This is a genomic window from Caulobacter sp. 602-2, assembly GCF_011043625.1.
In the GTDB taxonomy this organism is placed as follows: domain Bacteria; phylum Pseudomonadota; class Alphaproteobacteria; order Caulobacterales; family Caulobacteraceae; genus Caulobacter.
Map to the genome: position 1 here is coordinate 165056 of NZ_JAAKGT010000002.1, position 20223 is coordinate 185278.

The following is a 20223-nucleotide window of genomic DNA, read 5'->3' on the forward strand; positions in this document are numbered from 1 at the left end:
GGGGAGCGCGATGGGCAAGCGTCCCGAGGGCGAGACGGCCTCGAACATCGATCGGGCGGCGGCCGACTGGTTTTTCCAGAACAGCCTCGACATGTTCGTGGTGCTGCAGGACCGCGCCATCGTGCGGGTCAATCCGGCCTGGAGCGCGATCGCCGGCTGGACCGCCGACGAGACGCTGGGCCGCTCGATCCGCGACTTTCTGCACCTGCACGACACCGAGGTGCTGGAACAGGCCGGCCGGGTGCTGCGGGCCGAGGGCCAGGTGCAGTCCGAGCACCGGCTGGCGCGCAAGGGCGGCGGCTGGCTGTGGGTGCGATCGCGCTCGAAGATCCTGCCCGACGGCGCGCTGCTGATCGTCTTCCAGGACTTTTCCGAGGAGCGCCTGCGCCGCCTCCAGCGCCAGCAGGCCGAGCGCGCCAACGAGATGCTGCGCAACGCCGCCGGCGTCTATGTCTGGCGCTTCGAGACCGGCAAGGGGATCTACTATTTCGAGCAGGACATCACGACCCTGGCCGCCCCGCTGGGCGACGCGCGGCAGATGACGGTGTCGGAGATGCTGACCGCCATCCATCCCGACGACCGCCATGCCATGACCCGCGCCTTCCTGCGCACCCAGGAGACCGGCGAGCACGCCCAGCTGGTCTATCGTCACGCCGACCCCTCCCGCGAGGGCTGGAGCTGGATGCGCACCGACTGGCGCGGCGTGCGGGCCGGGGCGGGCGAGCTGTTCGACGTCATCGGCATCAGCCAGGACGTCACCGAGCTGCTGGTCGCCCGCGACGCGGCCCTGGCCGCCACCGCGGCCAAGTCGCAGTTCCTGGCCAATATGAGCCACGAGATCCGCACCCCGATGAACGGCGTGCTCGGGGTCCTGCACCTCCTCAAGCACGAGCCGCTGTCGGCCGACGGCCGCCGCCTGCTGGCCGAGGCCCTGGGCTGCGGCGCCATGCTGTCGGAGCTGCTCAACGACATCATCGACTTCTCCAAGGTCGAGGCCGGCAAGCTGGAGCTCTCTTCCGAGGCGCTGGATCCGTCGGCCCTGCTGCGCAGCGTCGCCGACCTGCTGGAGCCCCAGGCCGAGGCCAAGGGCCTGGCCATCCGTGTCGAGGCCCCGCCGGCGGGCCAGGCCTTCGTCGCCGCCGATCCGGTCCGCCTGCGCCAGGCGCTGTTCAACCTGATCGGCAACGCCGTGAAGTTCACCCTGGCCGGCCAGGTGACCGCCCGCCTGTCCGTCGCGCCCGCCGAGAAGGCCCTGCGCCTGCGCTTCGAGGTCGAGGACACCGGCGTCGGCATCCCGCTCGACGCCCAGGCGAGCCTGTTCGAGCGCTTCAGCCAGGCCGACGGCTCGACCACCCGGCGGTTCGGCGGGGCGGGCCTTGGCCTGTCGATCACCCGCCGCCTGGCCCAGCTGATGGGCGGCGACATCGGCTTTTCCAGCACGCCGGGCCAGGGCTCCACCTTCTGGCTCGAGGTCCTCGCCCCCGCCGCCCAGGCTCCGGCCGCTGCCGGCGACGAGGCCGACGCCCCGATGCTCGACGGGCTCAAGGTGCTGCTGGTCGAGGACAACGCGGTCAACCGCCTGATCGCCACCCGCATGCTGGAAGCCCTCGGCGCCCGCGTGGCGACGGCCGAGGACGGCCAGGCCGGCATCGTCGCGGCCGCGCGCGGCTACGACCTGATCTTCATGGACATCCAGATGCCGATCATGGACGGGGTCGAGGCGACGCGCGCCATCCGCGCCCTGCCCGGCCCGGCCGGCGCCGCGCCGATCGTGGCCATGACCGCCAACGCCCTGGCCCACCAGACCGCCGCCTATGCCGAGGCCGGCATGAACGGCTCGGTGGCCAAGCCGCTGTCGCCCGCCGCCCTGGTCCGCGCCGTGGTCGACGCCCTGCCCGCCCGCCGCCCTCACTGAACGGCCCCAGGACAGCCGCTGGACGGACGAAAACACGTCCGGGCCTTTCTGCGGCCTCGTTCCAGGCCTAGATTGGACCCTTGAGTCCAACGCCGGGCCTTCTGACAGCAGGGGGCCAGCGTTGCAGGGGACCTGATCATGGACGACGGCCGGACCGTCACCGCGGCAACCGCGCGCTACGCGCAGAAGAAGGAAGCCATCCTGGCGGCCGCCACCGCCGTGCTCAATCGCCAGGGCGTCAAGGGCATGACCCTGGCCGACGTCGCCGCCAAGGTCGGGCTGATCACCACCAGCGTCACCTACTACTACCGCAAGAAGGACGACCTGGCCGCCGCCTGCTTCATCCGCGGACTGGAGCGGCTGGACGCGATGATCGACGAGGCGGCCTCAGAGCCCGACGCCGCCGGCCGCATCCGCAAGTTCCTGACCCTCTATCTCGACCTGTCGCGCCGGGTGCGCGCGGGACAAGACGCGCCGCTGGCCAGCTTCACCGAGATCCGCGCGCTGAAGGAGCCGATGCGCGCTTCGGTGCAGGCGGCCTTCGCCGACATCTTCCGCCGGGTGCGCGGCTTCTTCGACGGCGAGGCCTTCGCCCACCTCGACAAGGCCGAGCGCAACGCCCGCGCCCACCTGCTGCTCGAACAGGTCTTCTGGACCGGCGCCTGGCTGCGCCGCTTCGACCTCGACGACTACGAGCGGGTGCGCGAGCGGATGTACGACATTCTCGTGGGCGGCATCGCCGGCGCCGGTCGCGACTGGACGCCGCCGGCCCTGCCCGACCCGACCCCGGCCTCCGACGAAGGCCAGGAATGGCGCGAGACCTTCCTGGTGGCCGCCACCCGCCTGATCAACCAGCGCGGCTATCGCGGCGCCTCGGTCGAGGACATCTCGGCGGCGCTGAACGTCACCAAGGGCTCGTTCTACCACCACCACGAGGACAAGGACGCCCTGGTGGTCGAGTGCTTCCAGCGCACCTTCTCGGTCACCCGCCGCGCCCAGCTGTCGGCTCGCGCCCTTCCGGGCGACGGCTGGACGGCGGTGTCGGCGGCGACGGCCGCCCTGGTCGAGTACCAGCTGTCGGACCACGGCCCGCTCTTACGCGCCTCGTCGATGGGCGCCCTGCCGATCGAGATCCGCCACGAGATGAGCGACGGCTACGCCCGCGGCTCCAACCGCTTCGCCGGCATGATCGCCGACGGCATCGCCGACGGCTCGGTGCGCGCGGTCGACCCGCTGGTCGCCGCCCATATGATCAACTCGATGCTGAACGCCGCGGCCTCGCTGCAGGCCTGGGCCCCGGGCGTCACCCGCGAAGACGCCGCGCGGCTGTTCGCAAGGCCTCTGCTGATGGGCCTGATGGCGCGGTAAACGGCCGTTCAGCGGCTGCGGATCACCATTCGGCCTTGCAGCGCGGCGACATCAGGTGGCGCTCGGCTTCCCGGGTCCGGCAGATGGTCTGCATCCGGCATACGGCGGGCAGATAGCTCCCGAAGTTCGGGCTTGGTCCGAGCGAGAACCTTCCGGTTTGCGCCAGCTCGACATAGGACGTCTGATTGAGCGACGATTTCAGCAGTTCGGCGCTTTCGCCGACGACATCGCCCTTACCCCGCTTGATCCGCGACACGTGATAGTGGCGCATCGCCGCGTCGGCGAGTTCGCGCGAAAAGTTGTGGGCCTCGCCCACGTCTTTCACGCTCTCGGCATAGTACGGACCGCCAGGCAGGATTTCCTCGTAGAGATCGACGGTCTCGGCCGTCTCCTCATTGAGGGCGAAGCTCCTTTTCTGGGCCAGGTTATCGTGCGCGGTCACGGCGCTGAACACCTTGCAGTTCTCCGCCAGGCTGGAGGACGAGACGCCGTAGGTCGACGTGACGTCGGCCGTGTTTGCGCTACATCCCGCCATCACCGCGAACACGGCGATGGCGAACACCCCTCGGCTCAGACCGCCAGAAGCGACGCGATCGCCCGCCTTCCCGTTTCCGCCCGCGTCACAGTCGATCATTGCCCGTCTCATCAAGATGCCCCGCCCCACACTCAACCTGGCGAAGTGCGGGGCGGGCGACAAGCCGTGCTCAGATCCCCGCCACGTAGGCGTCCACCTGCGCCAGCCGCCGCGCCTTTTCGGCCTCGTCGAGGAACGAGCCTTCGAAGCTGTTCCTGGCCAGCACCACCAAGTCCTCGCGCGTCAGGTCCACGGCCTTGGCGGTCTCCAGGTAATTGTCGAGCAGGTAGCCGCCGAAATAGGCCGGGTCGTCGGAGTTCACCGTGGCCTTGAGGCCCAGGTCCAGCATCTTGCGCATCGGGTGCGCAGTCAGGTCGGGCACCACGCAGAGCTTCAGGTTCGACAGCGGGCACACCGTCAGCGTCACGCCGTCGGCCACCAGACGGGCGGTCAGCCCCTCGTCTTCCAGCGCCCGGTTGCCGTGGTCGATGCGGTCGACGCCGACGAGGTCGATGGCTTCCCAGACGTATTCCGGCGGCCCCTCCTCGCCCGCGTGGGCGACGATCTTGAGGCCAAGCTCGCGGGCGGCCTTGAACACCCGGGCGAACTTGGCCGGCGGATGGCCGACCTCCGAAGAGTCCAGGCCCACGCCGGCGATCTTCGCCAGATGCGGCTTGGCCTGCTCAAGGGTCTCGAAAGCGCTTTCTTCCGACAGGTGACGCAGGAAGCAGAGGATCAGCTTGGAGGTCACCCCCAGGCGCTCCTCGGCTTCCTTCATGCCGTCCAGCAGGCCGTCGATCACCGTCTCGAAGGCGATCCCCCGCTCAGTGTGGGTCTGCGGGTCGAAGAAGATCTCGGCGTGCACACCGCCATCGGCGGCCAGGCGCTCGAAATAGGCCAGCGCCAGGTCCTTGAAGTCGGCCCGCGTGATCAGCACGCCCGCACCCTGGTAGTAGATGTCCAGGAAGTCCTGCAGGTTCGAGAAGGCGTAGGCCGCGCGGATCTCCTCCACCGACTTGTACGGCAGCGAGATCCCGTTGCGTTCGGCCAGGGCGAACATCAGTTCCGGTTCGAGGCTGCCCTCGATGTGCATGTGCAGTTCGGCCTTGGGCAGGCCGCGGGCGAAGGCTTCGAGCGTGGTGTCGGTCATCGCAATTCCATCGGCTCGCGAGGCGCCAGGGTCAAGCCCGCACGTCGCGCCCGCACAAGGCGGCGCGGGAGCCTGGCCCCCGCGCCGAGGTGCGCTTCACCTCTAAGTTTCGACGCGTCGTATGCACCGCGTCGCGCCCGCGCCGGAATCGGTCTTGGAATATTCCGCACGCCTGCAAGCGGCGGCGGACGGCCGGTCCTGGTGCGAACTCCCTCCCCAGTCTGGTCGATTGTGTTTGGGAACCGAAGGCTTACGCGCCGACGCGATGTCACGTCGGCCCGCGCCGGCAGGCGCCATCTCGACCGAAACTGAACCCTTCGAATGTCCAGTACGACGCCTTGAACGTCAACCTGCGGCGCCCGAAAAAGCGGCGCCGGCCGCGCCCTCTGGACTCTCGCGCGCCATCGTGCTGGCTTTAGTCAAACAAGCGTTCAAACGAACCGAGAAGGGTGGAACCGCATGGCCGCGATCAACGCCGTCACCGATCTGACCGTGGAAGGCGACATCGGTGTCGTCACGCTGAACTCTCCCCCGGTCAACGCCCTGTCGGCCCAGGTCCGCGAGGGGCTGAAGAGCGCCTTCGAGGCGGCGATCGCCGATCCGGCCGTGCAGGCCATCGTGCTGATCTGCGAAGGCAAGACCTTCATCGCCGGCGCCGACATCAGCGAGTTCGGCAAGGCCATGACCGGCCCTTCCCTGCAGGACGTGCAGAACACGATCGAGAACTCGCCCAAGCCGGTGGTCGCCGCGATCCACGGCACGGCCCTGGGCGGCGGGCTGGAGGTCGCCCTGGTCGCGCACTACCGCGTCGCCGTTCCGTCGGCGAAGGCCGGCCTGCCCGAAGTGAACATCGGCCTGCTGCCCGGCGCCGGCGGCACCCAGCGCCTGCCGCGCATCGTCGGCGTCGAGAAGGCGCTGGAGATGGTCACCAGCGGCCAGCACGTGCCGGCCAAGGCGGCGCTGGCCATGGGGCTGTTCGACAGCCTGGTCGAGGAAGGCGCCCTGCGCGACGGAGCCATCGCCTTCGCCCGCGTCGCGCTGGCCGAAGGCAAGCCGCTGAAGAAGGTCCGCGACCTGTCGGACAAGGTCGAGGCCGCCCGCGGCATGCCCGAGATCTTCGCTGAGTTCCGGAAAGCCAACGCCCGCAAGTTCCGCGGCTTCCTGGCCCCCGAGAACAACATCAAGTGCATCGAGGCGGCGGTGAACCTGCCCTTCGACGAAGGCCTGAAGGAAGAGCGCCGGCTCTTCATGGAACTGATGACCGGCAGCCAGTCGGCCGCCCAGCGCCACGTGTTCTTCGCAGAGCGCCAAGCCGCCAAGATCCCCGACGTGCCCGACGACACCCCCGTCATCCCCGTCAAGAAGGTCGGCGTCATCGGGGCCGGCACGATGGGCGGCGGCATCTCGATGAACTTCCTCAACGCCGGCATCCCGGTGACGATCATCGAGGCCAAGCAGGAGAACCTCGACCGCGGCGTCGGGATCATCCGCAAGAACTACGAGAACACCGCCAAGAAGGGCCGCCTGACCCAGGACGAGGTCGAAAAGCGCATGGGGCTGCTCACGCCCTCGATGCACCTGGAGGACCTCGCCGACTGCGACCTGATCATCGAGGCCGTGTTCGAGCTGATGGAGATCAAGAAGGAGGTCTTCACCAAGCTGGACGCCATCGCCAAGCCGGGCGCGATCCTGGCCTCCAACACCTCCTATCTCGACATCGACGCCATCGCCGCCGTCACCAAGCGCCCGGAAAGCGTCATCGGCCTGCACTTCTTCTCGCCGGCCAACGTCATGCGCCTGCTCGAAATCGTGCGCGGCGAGAAGACCGACAAGTCGGTGATCGCCACCTCGATGCAGATCGGCAAGAAGATCGGCAAGGTCGCCGTGCTGGTCGGCAACTGCTTCGGCTTCGTCGGCAACCGCATGCTGGCCCAGCGCCAGCGCGAGGCCCAGAAGCTGATCCTCGAAGGGGCCATGCCCTGGGACGTCGATCGCGTGCTCTACGATTTCGGCCTGCCGATGGGCCCGTTCGCCATGAGCGATCTCGCCGGCCTCGACATCGGCTGGGACCCGGCCAAGACCAGCTCCTCGACCGTGCGCGAAGTGCTGTGCGAGATGGACCGCCGCGGCCAGAAGAACGGCAAGGGCTTCTACGACTACGACGAGAACCGCGTCGCCAAGCCCTCGCCCGAGGTCGAGAAGGTGATCCTCGACTTCGCCCAGAAGCGCCAGATCCAGCGCCGGCAGATCAGCGACCAGGAGATCCTGGAGCGCTGCCTCTATCCGATGGTCAACGAGGGCGCGAAGATCCTCGAAGAGGGCAAGGCGATCCGGGCGTCGGACATCGATATCGTCTGGATCAACGGCTACGGCTGGCCGGTCTATCGCGGCGGCCCGATGTTCTGGGGCGAACTCGTCGGCCTCGACAAGGTGCTGGCCGGCATGAAGGCCTTCCAAGAAAAGCACGGCGACGACTTCAAGCCCTCGGCCCTGCTGGAACGCCTGGTCGCCGAAGGCAAGGGTTTCAAGGACGCGTAGCCGCCGCTGCGCGACGGCCCCCTCCGGCCCTCCGGGCCACCTCCCCCAGATGGGGAGGATCTGAGGCGCAAGATGCTCCCCCTCTGGGGGAGCTGTCGCGAAGCGACTGAGGGGGCCTGCGCCGCCCCGCCAAGTGCAAGGAGTCCCCATGCCCAGCATCCCCTCCATGATCGCCGCCGACTACGGCGTGATGGGCGACATCCTGCGCGAGCGGGCCGCCGAGGCGCCCGACCGCCCGGCCGTGATCATGGAAACCGGCGAAGCGGTCACCTACGCCGCCTTCGACGCCCTGGCCGACCGCGTCGCCGCCGCCCTGCAGCGCGACGGCGTGGCGCCAGGCGAAGCGGTCGCCGTCTGCGCGCTGTCGTCGATCCCCTACGCCGCGGTGTTCCTGGGCGGCCTGCGCGCGGGCGTCGCCGTCGCGCCGCTGGCCCCTTCATCGACGCCGCAGGCCATCGCCGGCATGGTCGCCGACTGCGGCGCGAAACTGTTCTTCGTCGACGCCGGCGTCGCCGAAGCGCAAAAGCCCGCCCCCGTCGCCGCCCGCACCATCGCGCTGGACGGCTCGGCCGCCGGCGAGGCTTTCGAGGCCTGGCTAGCCCCCGAAGGCGCGAGGTCGGCGCCGGTCGAGATCGGCCCCGAGCATCCGTTCAACATCATCTATTCCAGCGGCACCACCGGCGCGCCCAAGGGCATCGTCCAGTCGCACGGCATGCGCTGGAAGCACGTCTTCCGCGGCGACGCCGTCGGCTACGGGCCCGACGCGGTCAGCCTGCTGTCGACCCCGCTCTATTCCAACACCACGCTGGTCTGCTTCTTCCCCACCCTGGCGGGCGGCGGAACCGTCGTGCTGATGAAGAAGTTCGACGCCGGCCGCTTCCTGCAACTGGCCCAGGACCACCGCATGACCCACGCCATGCTGGTGCCGGTGCAATACCGCCGCCTACTGGCGCACCCCGATTTCGACGCCTTCGACCTGTCGACCACCCGCCTGAAGTTCTGCACCAGCGCGCCCTTCGCGCCCGAACTGAAGGCCGAGGTCCTCAAGCGCTGGCCCGGCGGTCTGGTCGAGTACTTCGGCATGACCGAGGGCGGCGGCACCTGCATCCTCATGGCCCACGAACACCCCGACAAGCTGCATACGGTGGGCCAGCCCGCCCCCGGCCACGACATCCGCCTGATCGACGAGGACGGCGTCGAGGTCCCGACCGGCGAGATCGGCGAGATCGTCGGCTGCTCGCCCGCCACCATGAGCGGCTACCACGGCCAGCCGGGCAAGACGGCCGACGCCATCTGGACCAGCCCCGACGGCCGCCGCTTCGTGCGCACCGGCGATGTCGGCCGCTTCGACGCCGAGGGCTTCCTGACGCTGATGGACCGCAAGAAGGACATGATCATCAGCGGCGGCTTCAACATCTATCCCAGCGACCTGGAGGCCGTGGTCGCCGCCCACCCCGACGTGCTTGAGGCCGCCGTGGTCGGCGTTCCGTCGCAGGACTGGGGCGAGACCCCGGTCGCCTTCGTCGCCCTCAAGCCCGGCGCCGCGGCCAGCGCCGAGACCGTCCGCGCCTTCGCCAACGAACGCCTGGGCAAGACCCAGCGCCTTTCCGACCTCGTCCTCGTCGACGCCCTGCCCCGCAGCCACATCGGCAAGGTGCTCAAGCGCGACCTGCGGGACGGGTGGACGGCGAAGGGGTAAGCGCGCCCTCTCGCCCCTTTCTTCCCGTCATTCCCGCCCTTGTGGCGGGAAACCCTCTGTCAGCCGCAAGAGCAGGAGGGGCGGACCGCCAGCGGTCCGCTTGCATTGCCCGTGCGAACGGAACCAGGGCTTCCCGCCACAAGGGCGGGAATGACGGGCGGATTGGGAGACGATCCCCCGCAAATCCCGGAAAAACCGCAATCTCCGCCGCGACGGCGCGCCGCATCTGGACAGGCCGAGTCACTCGATACGTTCGATTAACCATAAAGGCGCTGTCGGGGTTGTCGGCGCCGGTTCGTTGCGGAAGCGTCTCGCATGTCCAGCCTTTCAGCCGCCGTCCTGGCGTCGCAGCCGAAGTCCGCTCCCGCCTCTGCGGCGCCGCTCGACTTCGACGCCCTGGCCAAAGCCTTCGGCGGCCCGGCCTGCGACGACCTGAACGGCCGCCTGGCCCAGCGCTTCTCCCGCACCACCGCTGTGCGCGCCTGCGCCGACCGCGCCGCCGCCACCGCCGATCTCCTGGCCGCCCAGGGCGCGCGCCCCGGCGGCGTCTGCATCGTCTCGGCCCTGGCCGGCCGCGAGACCCTGGAAGGCGTCGCCGCCGCCGGCCTGACGCCGTGGCTGGTCGACGTCGATCCCTTCACTTGGATGGTCGACACCGCCCACCTGCGCGAGCGCCTGGCCGAGGCGCCCTGCCCGCTGGAGGCCATCGTCACCACCTGCGCCTTCGGTCGCGCCCCCGACCTGCTGGCCCTGGCCGCCTTCCAGGCCGAGACCGGCCTGCCGATCGTGGTCGACGCCGCCTTCGGCTTCGACGTGATCATGGACGCCCCGGTTCCCGTGGTCGTCGGCCTGCCGGGTGGAAGCGGCGTGTTCGTCGCCGCCGAGGACGCCGAGCTGATCGGCCGCCTCTCGGCCCCCGCCTTCGAGGGCGACGACGGCCTCGACGGCTGGACCCTCAAGCGCCAGCAGCTGGCCACCAACGCTCAGCGCCTGCGCATGCTGCTGCTGGGCTCGCCCGTCGCCTTCCAGCCCGGCTGGGGCCTGTCGTGGGTGTCCAGCGCCTGCGTGGTCAGCGTCGCCGAAGGCGGCGCCCCGGCCGTCGCCGCCCTGCTGGCCGTCGAGGGCCGCTTCGTCACCTGCGTCGGCGTGCGCGATCCCGACGTTCAGGCCGACGTCGTGCCGGTCGTCGACCACCTGGCCGGCAAGATGCTGGGCCTGCCCTTCGCCGCCGACCTCGACATCGCCGACCTCGACGACCTGGCCGAAGCCGTGCGCCGGGCCGTGGCCCAGATCTGAGCCGGCCGAAGCCCCCACTCCCAATCGCTCATCTCATCTCGTCATCCCGGGCGGAAGTTCGCGGAGCGAACTGTAGACCCGGGACCCAGGGGCGACCGCAATGCACCGGCCCCTGGGTCCCGGCTCTCCGCTACGCTGCGGCCGGGATGACGAAGAATTTCGGGTCACGAAGAGCCGCCAACAGAAAGGCCGAAGCCTGCCTGGCGCGGAGGGCGGCCAAGCGGGCTCCGGCCCAGAACGACCGGCAGGAGGATGGCCGGCCGCCAGTTCCCCGAGGCGGGGATCCCTAGAACTTCTTGCGCAGGCTGAACTTGTAGGTCCGGCCCAGCGGGTCGCCGGTGAACGGGTCGTAGCCCAGGTCGAGCCGGGCGTAGGACGGGTCCTGGTCGAACAGGTTGGTGATCGCCACCGTCGCCGTCGTCTCGCGCGGCAGCTGGATGCGATAGGCCAGGTCGGTCAGCACCTGGGCGTCGATGGTCTTGCCCTTCGACACCGTCACGGCCGCGCCCGTGGTGTCCTTGTAGGCCCCGGTCGCGAACGGCGCGGTGCGCTGGTCGTCGTACTTGCCGATGTAGTGCACGGTCAGGCGCAGATTGTGGACGCCCCGGCTCCACTCGGCGAACATGTCGCCCTTCCATTCCGGGATCGGCACGACGGTGGTCTGGTAGTTCAGCAGGCCCACCGCGTCGAAGGCCTTCTCGACCACGACGCCCTCGACCGTGGTCGCGCCGACCTCGTACTTCTGCACCCAGGTGGCCGTGCCGCCGACGGCCAGGTCTCCGCCCAGCACGCCGGTGAAGGTGTAGTCGGCCGAGAAGTCGAAGCCCGAGTTCTCCACCGGCGCGCCGTTGATGTAGAAGGTCTTCAGCCGCGCGATGTTGGCCGGCGAGCCGCAGGCGCCGTTGAAGGTGAAGCGCGCCACCAGCGCGGCATAGGCCGGGTCGGCGCAGTTGTTGGCCCCGGCCACCCCGTTCGGATAGATCGCGTTGGTGATGCCGGCCACCGGCTCGGCCACGATCGGGTTTTTGAAGTCGAACCGGAAGTAGTCGACGCTGGCCTTGAAGGCGCCGGCCTTGAACAGCAGGCCCACGTTGTAGGTGTTGGCCTTCTCGGGCTTCAGGTTCGGATTGCCGAAGATGTCGACCGCCCGGAAGACGCCCAGAATGCCCTGCAGCGAGGTCACCGAGGTCGTGGTGGTCAGGGGATCGGGCGGCCCGCGGAAGGTCGAGCCCGCCGAGGCCCGCACCGCCATCCACGGCAGGGCCTGCCAGCGGACCGAGGCCTTGGGATTGAAGGTCGAGCCCACCGCCCCGCCATAGTCCTCGTAGCGCGCCGCCAGCTGGGCCTGCACCGTTTCGGTGATCGGCAGGCTGAGCTCGCCGAAGCCGGCCACGACGTCGCTCTGATTGTCGGACGGCGTGCCCACGCCCAGGAACATGAACGGCCCGTTCCGCGCCGAGCCGGTGCAGGTGGTCACCCCGAAGTCGGGCGTGTTGACGCACGGATTGATCAGGGCGTTGGAGATGTCGTTGTAGGTCGCGGTGAAATAGCTGCGGCGGTACTGCACCCCGGCCGCCCAGGCGATGTCGCCGCCCGGCAGGGTGATGGCCGTCTTGCCGTTCAGCACCGCCTCGGCCACGAACAGCCGCGAGGTCTGCTTGGTCGACAGCTTCTGGAAGAACCAGTCGGTCAGCTCCTTGCTGTTGGCCAGGGTGGAGACGTAGCCGGGATTGGCCACGCCGGTGATGGCGTTGCTGGGCAGGGCGCTGGCGAACGGGTTGAAGTACAGGCAGCCGCCGACGCCGGGCGTGCCCTGGATGCCGGGGGTCGAGGGATTGGTGTCGCAGTTGGGCCCGCCCAGTCCGCGCAGCGCCAGGGCGTAGCGGTTGACCAGCGTGTCGTAGCCCGTGCGGATGCCCACCTCCTGCGAGTAGGTCACCGCCGCCTCCCAGCCGATCCCGTTGCCGAACTCGCCCTTCAGGTCGGCCGAGACGCGGTAGGCGTCGAACGAGCGCGAGCCGATCGACGGGCCGTAGCCGAAGGCCGGGTTGCCGCCGATCCCGAACGGCCGGTTGGCGACGTTCAGCGCGCCGCCGGCGAAGATCGCGCCGGGCACGGTGGTCTGGGCCCCGGTGCCCAGGTTGGTCAGCACCACCGTCGGATTGCCGGCGATGAAGGCGGCCAGGCCCGGATTGGTCGCCGGCACGAAATAGCGCCCGGCCAGCTGCGGGATCGGCGCCACCTCGGCGGTCGGCACGGCCAGCGCCGCATAGGACGGCGAGGTGTTCCAGTCGGGCACGTCGGTGTGGGCGTACAGCGCCTCGACGTGGAACTTGGTGGTCTCGTTCAGTTGAGCGTTGATCTCGCCGTAGACCTGCACGGCGTTGGACTTTTCCACCAGGTTGTCGAACGGCGTGTAGTGCCAGTAGCAGACCGGCGTCAGGCCGCTAAAGCCGGGATAGCCGCCCAGCCCCGCGCACGCCGGGTCCCGCATGCCGCTGGTGGTGCTGGCCACCGGGATGAAGCTCGACGGGCTGCCCGCCGCCGACCACCCCGCCTCGGGATTGGACAGGTAGGGCTGGTTGGCCCAGTCGCGTTCGGCGACGCTGAGTTTGGAGCGATGCTGCCAGCCCACGCTGACCAGCATATCGCCATGATCCCACCGCTTGCCGTAGGTCAGGTTCAGGCCGTAGTCGCCGTCCGAGCCGTCGATGGCGCGGTAGTCGGCCCCGACCTCCAGCCCGTCGACGTTCTTCTTGGTGATGAAGTTGACCACGCCGGCGATGGCGTCCGAGCCGTAGGTCGCCGCGGCCCCGTCCTTCAGCACCTCCAGCCGGCCGATGGCGGCCGCGGGAATGATGTTGGTGTCGACGATGCCGGCCCCGGCTGAGGCCAGCGGGTTGATCGCCAGCCGCCGGCCGTTCAGCAGCACCAGGGTGCGCTGCGAACCCAGCCCCCGCAGGTTCACCGAGCCCGAGCCCTCCGAGCCCTGGGCACGGCTGTCGAACTGGTTGGTGTCGCCCAGCACCCCGCTCGACACCGACAGCGACTTGATCAGCTCCACCGTCGAGGGCGAGCCGCGCTTCTGCAGTTCCTCGGCCCCGATCACGTCGACCGGCAGGGCCGCGTCCTCGGGCGTGCCGCGGATGAAGGAGCCGGTGACCACCACCTCCTCGACCTGCGTGCTGTCCTGAGCGCTGGCCGCCCCCGCCGTCGCGGCGAGCGCCGCCGCCAGCGCGCAGGCCGAGCCCGCGCGCAGATAGGTCTTCCTGGTCATTCTTCCCTCTCCCGGTCTGTCTCTTCTTTTTCGGAGCGCTTGGGCGAGGACGGATCTCTCTCAGGTCTCGGCGAAATCCTCCGCGCGCGACGACGACGCACGGCCGCCCGCCGCGCCATGGTCACGCTTTTCGAATTTGGAAGATGCGAACATGAATGCCGACAACCTTGGGATCCCCCTCTCGCCGGATACTTTGTACGCAAAGCTTTTCAACTGCTCGACCTCTGGGCGAGCCGCCTCGCCGGCAAGAGTCGAACGAATGTTTCGATGATTGAGTATGTTTTTCGAAAACGTCAACCGCCCGTAACGGCGTGGCAATGAAAGCGCCCTTCGACCAGGATCGAAAAACCGTCGCGTCCGGCTGCCAGGCTGCTGACAGATTTGGGTGGTCGCCGTGCGAGCAAAGAGGCGGCCGTCCTACGTAGTGACCGCAACCATGGGAGAATCCGCTTACGTCTTGGCGAGACGGGCTTTTTTCTTGTGGGTAGTCGCCCTAATTGAGCGAACGACGGTCCAGTTCGTCCGTTATGGGGCGGTCGTCCGGAAGTGGGGTAGGTTCTTGATGAGTTTCGACGCGACCGCCGATCGCCGACGCCCGGCCGCGCGCCTGATCGCGCTCGGCGGCGCGGGCCTGGCCGCCCTGGCCCTGGTCGGCTGCAACGCCACCGCGCCCCGCACGCCCGACACCCGCCTGCCCGCCGCCTTCGAGGCCCCGGCCGGAGCGTCCCTGCCCACCGCCGCCCTCGACCAGTGGTGGACGCAGTTCAACGATCCGCAGCTGAACGGCCTGATCGCCACGGCGCTGGAAAAGAGCCCCGACGCCCGCAGCGCCGCGGCCGTGCTGGAAGAGGCCCGAGCCGTCCGCAAGGGCCAGATCCGCCAGCTGTTCATCCCGTCGGGCCAGATCAAGGGCGCGGCCAGCCGCCAGCACACCGACATCCTCGACCAGAGCGGCCAGGGCTTCACGCTGGGCGGCGACACCGACAACTACAGCGCCGGCTTCGACGTCTCGTGGGAGCTCGACTATCTGGGCCGCCGCAAGGCCGGCCTGCAGGTCGTGAACAACGACCTGGCCGCCGCCCGCTTCGCCTATGAGGGCGCCCGCGCCGCGCTGGCCGCCAACGTCGCCCAGTCGTATTTCGAGGCCAAGGGCCTGGCCGTGCAGCTGGAAGACGCCCGCCAGAGCGCCCGCATCAGCCAGGGCCTGCTCGACCTCGCCGCCGAGAAGGCCCGCCGCGGCCTGTCGGCCGGGTCGGAGGCCGACAGCGCCGCCGCCACCCTCGCCCAGTCGGAAGCGCAGGCGGCCGACCTGGAAGGCCAGCTGCAGGCCGCCCGCCGCAGCCTGCTGATCCTGGTCGGGCGCGGGATCGACCCGCTGGCCAGCCTCACCGTCGACGCCGCCCTGGCGCAGCCGCCGGCGATCCCCGCGGCCGTGCCCGGCGAACTACTGGCCCGCCGTCCCGACGTGCGCGAGGCCCAGGCGCGCCTCGCCTCGGCGGCCGGCAACCTCAAGGTCAACCAGAAGGCCCTGTTCCCGACCTTCACCCTGACGCCCGGCGTCGGCTGGGCCAAGAGCGTCTCGCCCGCCTTCAACTTCGGCCAGGGCGGCGCCGGGGGCGGCACGGTCTCGACCACCACCGGAACCTGGACGCTGGGCGGCAACGTCTCGATCCCGCTGCTCAACATTCCCCAGTTGCTGGCCGAGATCGACGCCCAGGACGCCCGCACCGAACAGGCCGCCGTCGCCTACGAGAAGTCGGTGCAGACCGCCTATGGCGAGGTCGAGAACGCCATGGCCCAGCTGGCGTCCGACCAGCGCCGCGTCACTCTGCTGAAGGCCGGCGAGGCCCGCGCGGCCAACGCCTACGCCGCCAGCCGCAAGGGCTATGCCGCCGGCCTCACCGACCAGACCACCAACCTGCAGAACGAGCAGAGCTGGCGCACCGCCCGCACCGCCCTGACCAGCGCCCAGACCCAGGCCCTGCTGCGTGCGGTGCAGACCTACAAGGCGCTGGGCGGCGGCTGGTCTCCGGACACGCCCGCGCCCCTGCCTCCACGGGCCGCCAGCCAGCCCGCCGAAACCGCTTCCGAACGCGCCTCGCGATGAGAACCCAAGCCATGACGATGACTTCCGCCCGCGCGCTCGCCCTGCTGACCGCGTCCGCCCTGGCCCTGACCGCCTGCGGCGGCAAGGAAAAGGAAAAGGCCGCCCCCGCCAGCCAGGCCCGCGCCGTCAGCGTCGGCCAGATCGAGACCCGCCCGCTGGGCGGCGGCATCGAGGCCTCCGGCGTGCTGCTGGCCCGTGACGAGGCCGTGGTCGGCTCGGAACTGTCGGGCTATCGCGTCGCCCGCATCTACGCCGACGAGGGCGACTACGTCCGCGCCGGCCAGCCGCTGGTGCAGCTGGACGCCACCCTGCTGCGCGCCCAGATCGACCAGCAGGCCGCCGTCGCCGCCCAGGCCCAGGCCGAGGCCGCCCGCGTCTCCGGCCTCGACGGCCAGGGCGTGCTCAGCCAGGAACAGATCGAGAGCCGCCGCTACACCGCCAAGGCCCAGGCCGCCTCGCTGAACGAGCTGAAGACCCGCCAGAGCCGCATGACCATCGTCGCCCCGGTCGGCGGCCGGGTAATCGAGCGCGGCGTCAAGCCGGGCGAGATCTCCGGCGGCGGCACGACGCCGTGGTTCCGCATCGTCCGCGACGGCCTCGTCGAGCTGGAAGCCGACGTCAACGAGCAGGACCTGGCCGGTCTGTCGGTGGGCCAGCCGGCCACCGTCACCCTGCCCGGCGGCCAGCAGGTCTCCGGCGCCATCCGCCTGGTCAGCCCGCGCGTCAACGCCGACACCCGCCTTGGCAAGGTCCGCATCCGCCTGCCGGTGCGCGAGGACCTGCGGGCCGGCGGCTTCGGCAAGGCGACCTTCGGCGCCTCGGGCCAGGCGGTCACCGCCGTGCCGGAAAGCGCGATCCGCTACGACGCCTCGGGCCTGTCTGTGGTCACCGTCGATGCGAACAACCGCGCCAAGCAGGTTCCCGTGCGCACCGGCCGCCGCGGCGGCGGCTGGGTCGAACTGGTGCAGGGCCCCGCCCCCGGCACGCGCGTGATCATCGGCTCGGCCGCCTTCGCCGGCGACGGCGACCTGGTGAAGCCCCAGCCCGTCCAGGCCGCCCAGAAGGCCGCCAACTGATGTCCGAGCTTCGCATCTCAGCCTGGTCGATCAGGAACCCGATCCCGGTCGCGGTCCTGTTCATCGCCCTGATCATCGCCGGCGTCGGGGCCTACCTGTCGCTGCCGGTCAAGCAGTTCCCGAACGTCACCTTTCCGGCCGTGACCGTCTCGGTCACCCAGAGCGGCGCGGCGCCCGGCGAGCTTGAGACCCAGGTCACCCGCCCCATCGAGGACGCGGTCTCGGGCATCTCCAACATCAAGACCATCCGCTCGTCCGTCACCCAGGGCGCCTCGACCACCACCATCGAATTCGAGCTCGGCGAAGACCTGCAGAAGGTCACCGACGAGGTGCGCTCCAAGGTCGACCAGGCCCGCGCCAGCCTGCCCAAGGAGATCGACGAGCCGATTGTCCAGCGGCTCGAGATCGACAGCGCCCCGATCATCACCTACGCCGTCTCGGCCCCGGCGATGAGCACGGCCGAACTGTCCTGGTTCGTCGACGACACCGTCACCCGCGCCCTGCAGGGCGAAAAGGGCGTGGCCCAGGTGGCCCGCGTCGGCGGCGCCGAGCGCGAGATCAACGTCATCATCGACCCGGCCCGCATGGCCGCCTTCGGGGTGACGGCGCCGCAGCTGAACCAGGCCCTGGCCAATTTCAGCCTCGACGCGCCCGGCGGCCGGGCCACGGTCGGCGGCCGCGAGCAGACCCTGCGGGTGCTGGGCGCGGCCAACACGCTGGACCAGCTCAAGCAGATCACCATCCCGGTCGGCTCGCGCTACGTGAAGCTGACCGACGTGGCCGATGTCGGCCAGGGCGCCGGCGAGGAGCGCGGCTTCGCCCGCCTCGACGGCAAGCCGGTCGTGGCCTTCCAGGTGATGAAGACCCGCGAGTCCAGCGACGTGCAGGTCGAGGACCGCGTGAAGGCGGCCGTGCTGGCCCTTGAGCAGAAGAGCGCCGGCGTCGCCTTCACCAAGATCTACTCGACGGTCGACGAGACCCGCGCCAGCTTCAAGGCCACCGAGCACACCCTGCTGGAAGGCATGCTGCTGGCCTCGCTGGTGGTGTTCCTGTTCCTGCGCGAATGGCGCGCCACCCTGATCACCGCCATCGCCATGCCGGTGTCGCTGATCCCGACCTTCGCCTTCATGGCCATGGTCGGCTTCTCGCTGAACGTCGTCACCCTGCTGGCCCTGACCCTGGTCATCGGCATCCTGGTCGACGACGCCATCGTCGAGATCGAGAATATCGAGAAACGGGTCTCCAAGGGCGAGAGGCCCTACCAGGCGGCCATGGAAGGCGCCGACGCCATCGGCCTGGCGGTCGTGGCCACCACCTTCACCATCGTCGCGGTGTTCGTGCCGGTGTCGTACATGCCCGGCATCCCCGGCCAGTTCTTCAAGGAATTCGGCCTGACCGTCGCGGTCTCGGTGCTGTTCTCGCTGGTCGTGGCTCGCCTGCTGACGCCGCTGCTGGCCGCCTACTTCCTCAAGCCGTCGAAGGACCCGCACCCGCGCAAGCCGTTCGAGGGCTTCTACCGCAAGAGCCTCGACTGGGCGCTGGACCACCGGATCATCAGCTTCATCCTCGGCGGCGCCCTGACCGTCGGCTCGCTGGTCGGTGCCGGCTTCCTGGCCTCGATCGGCGTGCTGGCGGTCGGCTTCCAGCCGCCCGGCAACGCCAACTACTACTACATCAAGCTGCAAGGCCCGCCCGGCGCGACCGTCACCGACATGGACCGCACCGTCCAGGCCGTGACCAAGATGTTCAAGGCCCGCCCCGAGACCGAGCACGTCTTCGTCCAGGTCGGCTCCAACATCGCCAGCGGCTTCGGCGGCCAGAGCGGCGCCGACGTCCGCGACGGCACCGTCACCGTGGTCCTCAAGGGCGACCGCAAGCTGACCGTCACCGAGATCAAGCAGGAGATCCGCGCCGGCCTGCGCGACATCCCCGACGCCCGCGTCAACCTGCAGAGCGACTGGGGCTCGGCCGACATCCAGAACATCCTCACCTCCGAGGACGGCGAGGCCCTGGACAAGGCCGCGCTGCAGATCGAGCGCGAGATGCGTTCGCTGAAGACCGTGGCCGACCCGCGTCCCTCCTCGCCGCCCAGCGGCCCGGAGATCGTCATCCGGCCGCGCGCCGACGAGGCCGCCCGCCTGGGCGTCAGCGTCGCCGACATCGCCGCCATCGCCCGCGTGGCCACGGTGGGCGACATCGACGCCAACGTCGCCAAGATGACCCAGGGCGAGCGCCGCATCCCGATCCGCATCCGCCTGCCCGACGGCGCGCGCTCGGACCTGGCGGCGATCGGCGCCCTGCAGGTGCCCACCGCCAGCGGCGGCGTCACCCGCCTCGACAGCGTCGCCGACATCGACTTCCAGGCCGGTCCGGCCAAGATCGACCGCTTCGGCCGCAAGCGGCAGCTGACCATCGAGGGCGACCTCAACGGCGGCGCCCAGCTGGGTCAGGCCCTGGCCGAGATCAACGAACTGCCGTCGATGAAGAAGATGCCCGCCGGCGTCACCCCGGCCTCGGCCGGCGACCAGGAGGCGTTCACCGAGCTGTTCAGCGGATTCGCCGTCGCCATCCTGTCGGCGATCGGCCTGGTGTTCGGCGTGCTCGTCCTGCTGTTCCGCAGCTTCTTCAAGCCGATCACCATCATCTCGGCCCTGCCGCTGGCGATCAGCGGCGCCCTGGTGGCGCTGGTGGTCTGCGGCCAGCCGCTGTCGATGCCGTCGCTTATCGGCTTCCTGATGCTGATGGGCCTGGCGGCCAAGAACTCGATCCTCCTGGTCGAGTACGCCATCGAGCAGGAGCGCGCCGGCATGACCCAGCGCGAGGCCCTGATCGACGCCTGCCACGAACGCGCCCGCCCGATCGTCATGACCACCCTGGCCATGATGGCCGGCATGCTGCCCACCGCCCTGGGCCTTGGCCAAGGCTCGGAGTTCCGCCAGCCCATGGCCGTGGCCGTGATCGGCGGCCTGATCACCTCGACCATCCTGTCGCTGGTGCTGGTGCCGGTGGTCTACGAGGTCATCGACGACTTCGAGCGCTGGATCACCCCCAAGCTCTCGCGCCTGACCACCCCGCGCGAAGCCCCGGGGGCTGCGGCCTCGCCGGTCGATCGGCTGTAATCGAAGAGGGCCGGAGAAGACCCCCTCCGGCCCTCTGGGCCACCTCCCCCAGAGGGGGAGGATCTAAATCCAGATGCTCCCCCTCTGGGGAGCTGTCGCGAAGC

At 69.8% G+C, this 20223-nt stretch carries 10 protein-coding genes and 1 pseudogene; 8 read left to right on the forward strand and 3 right to left on the reverse strand.

The window, feature by feature from the left end:
- The first annotated feature begins 10 nt into the window (after positions 1–10).
- Complete coding sequence (locus G5B46_RS05275) at positions 11–1915, forward strand: ATP-binding protein (RefSeq protein WP_165256797.1); 1905 nt, start codon at positions 11–13, stop codon at positions 1913–1915.
- A 138-nt stretch (positions 1916–2053) separates the two neighbouring features.
- On the forward strand, positions 2054–3283 hold the full coding sequence (locus tag G5B46_RS05280; protein WP_165256799.1) for a TetR/AcrR family transcriptional regulator: 1230 nt from the start codon (positions 2054–2056) through the stop codon (positions 3281–3283).
- A 22-nt stretch (positions 3284–3305) separates the two neighbouring features.
- Here the strand turns inward: G5B46_RS05280 and G5B46_RS05285 are convergent, their stop codons facing one another.
- Both G5B46_RS05285 and G5B46_RS05290 read right to left on the reverse strand, forming a co-directional pair.
- Complete coding sequence (locus G5B46_RS05285) at positions 3306–3917, reverse strand: hypothetical protein (RefSeq protein ID WP_165256801.1); 612 nt, start codon at positions 3915–3917, stop codon at positions 3306–3308.
- A gap of 70 nt (positions 3918–3987) precedes the next feature.
- A complete protein-coding gene (locus G5B46_RS05290; protein ID WP_165256803.1) occupies positions 3988–5007 on the reverse strand; it encodes an adenosine deaminase in 1020 nt (339 codons plus the stop codon).
- 459 nt (positions 5008–5466) lie between these two features.
- On the opposite strand from G5B46_RS05290, the gene G5B46_RS05295 reads away from it, so the two are divergent.
- From G5B46_RS05295 to G5B46_RS05305, 3 genes are all read left to right on the forward strand, one after another.
- Positions 5467–7545: a 3-hydroxyacyl-CoA dehydrogenase NAD-binding domain-containing protein gene (locus tag G5B46_RS05295; protein WP_165256805.1), complete on the forward strand. Its 2079-nt coding sequence runs from the start codon at positions 5467–5469 to the stop codon at positions 7543–7545.
- Positions 7546–7693: 148 nt separating this feature from the next.
- Positions 7694–9244 (forward strand): class I adenylate-forming enzyme family protein, encoded by a 1551-nt coding sequence (locus tag G5B46_RS05300; RefSeq protein ID WP_165256806.1) that lies wholly within the window; start codon positions 7694–7696, stop codon positions 9242–9244.
- 315 nt (positions 9245–9559) lie between these two features.
- Complete coding sequence (locus tag G5B46_RS05305) at positions 9560–10540, forward strand: DegT/DnrJ/EryC1/StrS family aminotransferase (protein ID WP_165256807.1); 981 nt, start codon at positions 9560–9562, stop codon at positions 10538–10540.
- A gap of 286 nt (positions 10541–10826) precedes the next feature.
- On the opposite strand, the pseudogene G5B46_RS05310 reads toward G5B46_RS05305, so the two are convergent.
- Positions 10827–14135 (reverse strand): annotated as a pseudogene (locus G5B46_RS05310) (TonB-dependent receptor).
- Between the two features lie 244 nt (positions 14136–14379).
- Here G5B46_RS05310 and G5B46_RS05315 point away from each other — a divergent pair.
- From G5B46_RS05315 to G5B46_RS05325, 3 genes are read left to right on the forward strand one after another with little or no spacing between them, the layout of a single operon-like run.
- Positions 14380–15924 carry a TolC family protein gene (locus tag G5B46_RS05315; RefSeq protein WP_165256809.1) on the forward strand — a complete coding sequence of 515 codons (1545 nt, stop codon included), beginning with the start codon at positions 14380–14382 and terminating at the stop codon, positions 15922–15924.
- An 11-nt stretch (positions 15925–15935) separates the two neighbouring features.
- Positions 15936–17000, forward strand: a complete 1065-nt coding sequence (locus G5B46_RS05320; RefSeq protein ID WP_240903350.1) for an efflux RND transporter periplasmic adaptor subunit — start codon at positions 15936–15938, stop codon at positions 16998–17000.
- Positions 17000–20119 carry an efflux RND transporter permease subunit gene (locus G5B46_RS05325; RefSeq protein WP_165256811.1) on the forward strand — a complete coding sequence of 1040 codons (3120 nt, stop codon included), beginning with the start codon at positions 17000–17002 and terminating at the stop codon, positions 20117–20119. The genes G5B46_RS05320 and G5B46_RS05325 overlap by 1 nt, the downstream gene beginning before the upstream one ends.
- The last annotated feature ends 104 nt before the right edge of the window (positions 20120–20223 follow it).

Bases quoted from the DNA above. Each gene is read 5' to 3' on its own strand.
- G5B46_RS05275 (WP_165256797.1), top strand. From the start codon at position 11: ATGGGCAAGCGTCCCGAGGGCGAGACGGCCTCGAACATCGATCGGGCG.
- G5B46_RS05280 (WP_165256799.1), top strand. From the start codon at position 2,054: ATGGACGACGGCCGGACCGTCACCGCGGCAACCGCGCGCTACGCGCAG.
- G5B46_RS05285 (WP_165256801.1), bottom strand. From the start codon at position 3,917: ATGATCGACTGTGACGCGGGCGGAAACGGGAAGGCGGGCGATCGCGTC.
- G5B46_RS05290 (WP_165256803.1), bottom strand. From the start codon at position 5,007: ATGACCGACACCACGCTCGAAGCCTTCGCCCGCGGCCTGCCCAAGGCC.
- G5B46_RS05295 (WP_165256805.1), top strand. From the start codon at position 5,467: ATGGCCGCGATCAACGCCGTCACCGATCTGACCGTGGAAGGCGACATC.
- G5B46_RS05300 (WP_165256806.1), top strand. From the start codon at position 7,694: ATGCCCAGCATCCCCTCCATGATCGCCGCCGACTACGGCGTGATGGGC.
- G5B46_RS05305 (WP_165256807.1), top strand. From the start codon at position 9,560: ATGTCCAGCCTTTCAGCCGCCGTCCTGGCGTCGCAGCCGAAGTCCGCT.
- G5B46_RS05315 (WP_165256809.1), top strand. From the start codon at position 14,380: ATGAGTTTCGACGCGACCGCCGATCGCCGACGCCCGGCCGCGCGCCTG.
- G5B46_RS05320 (WP_240903350.1), top strand. From the start codon at position 15,936: ATGACGATGACTTCCGCCCGCGCGCTCGCCCTGCTGACCGCGTCCGCC.
- G5B46_RS05325 (WP_165256811.1), top strand. From the start codon at position 17,000: ATGTCCGAGCTTCGCATCTCAGCCTGGTCGATCAGGAACCCGATCCCG.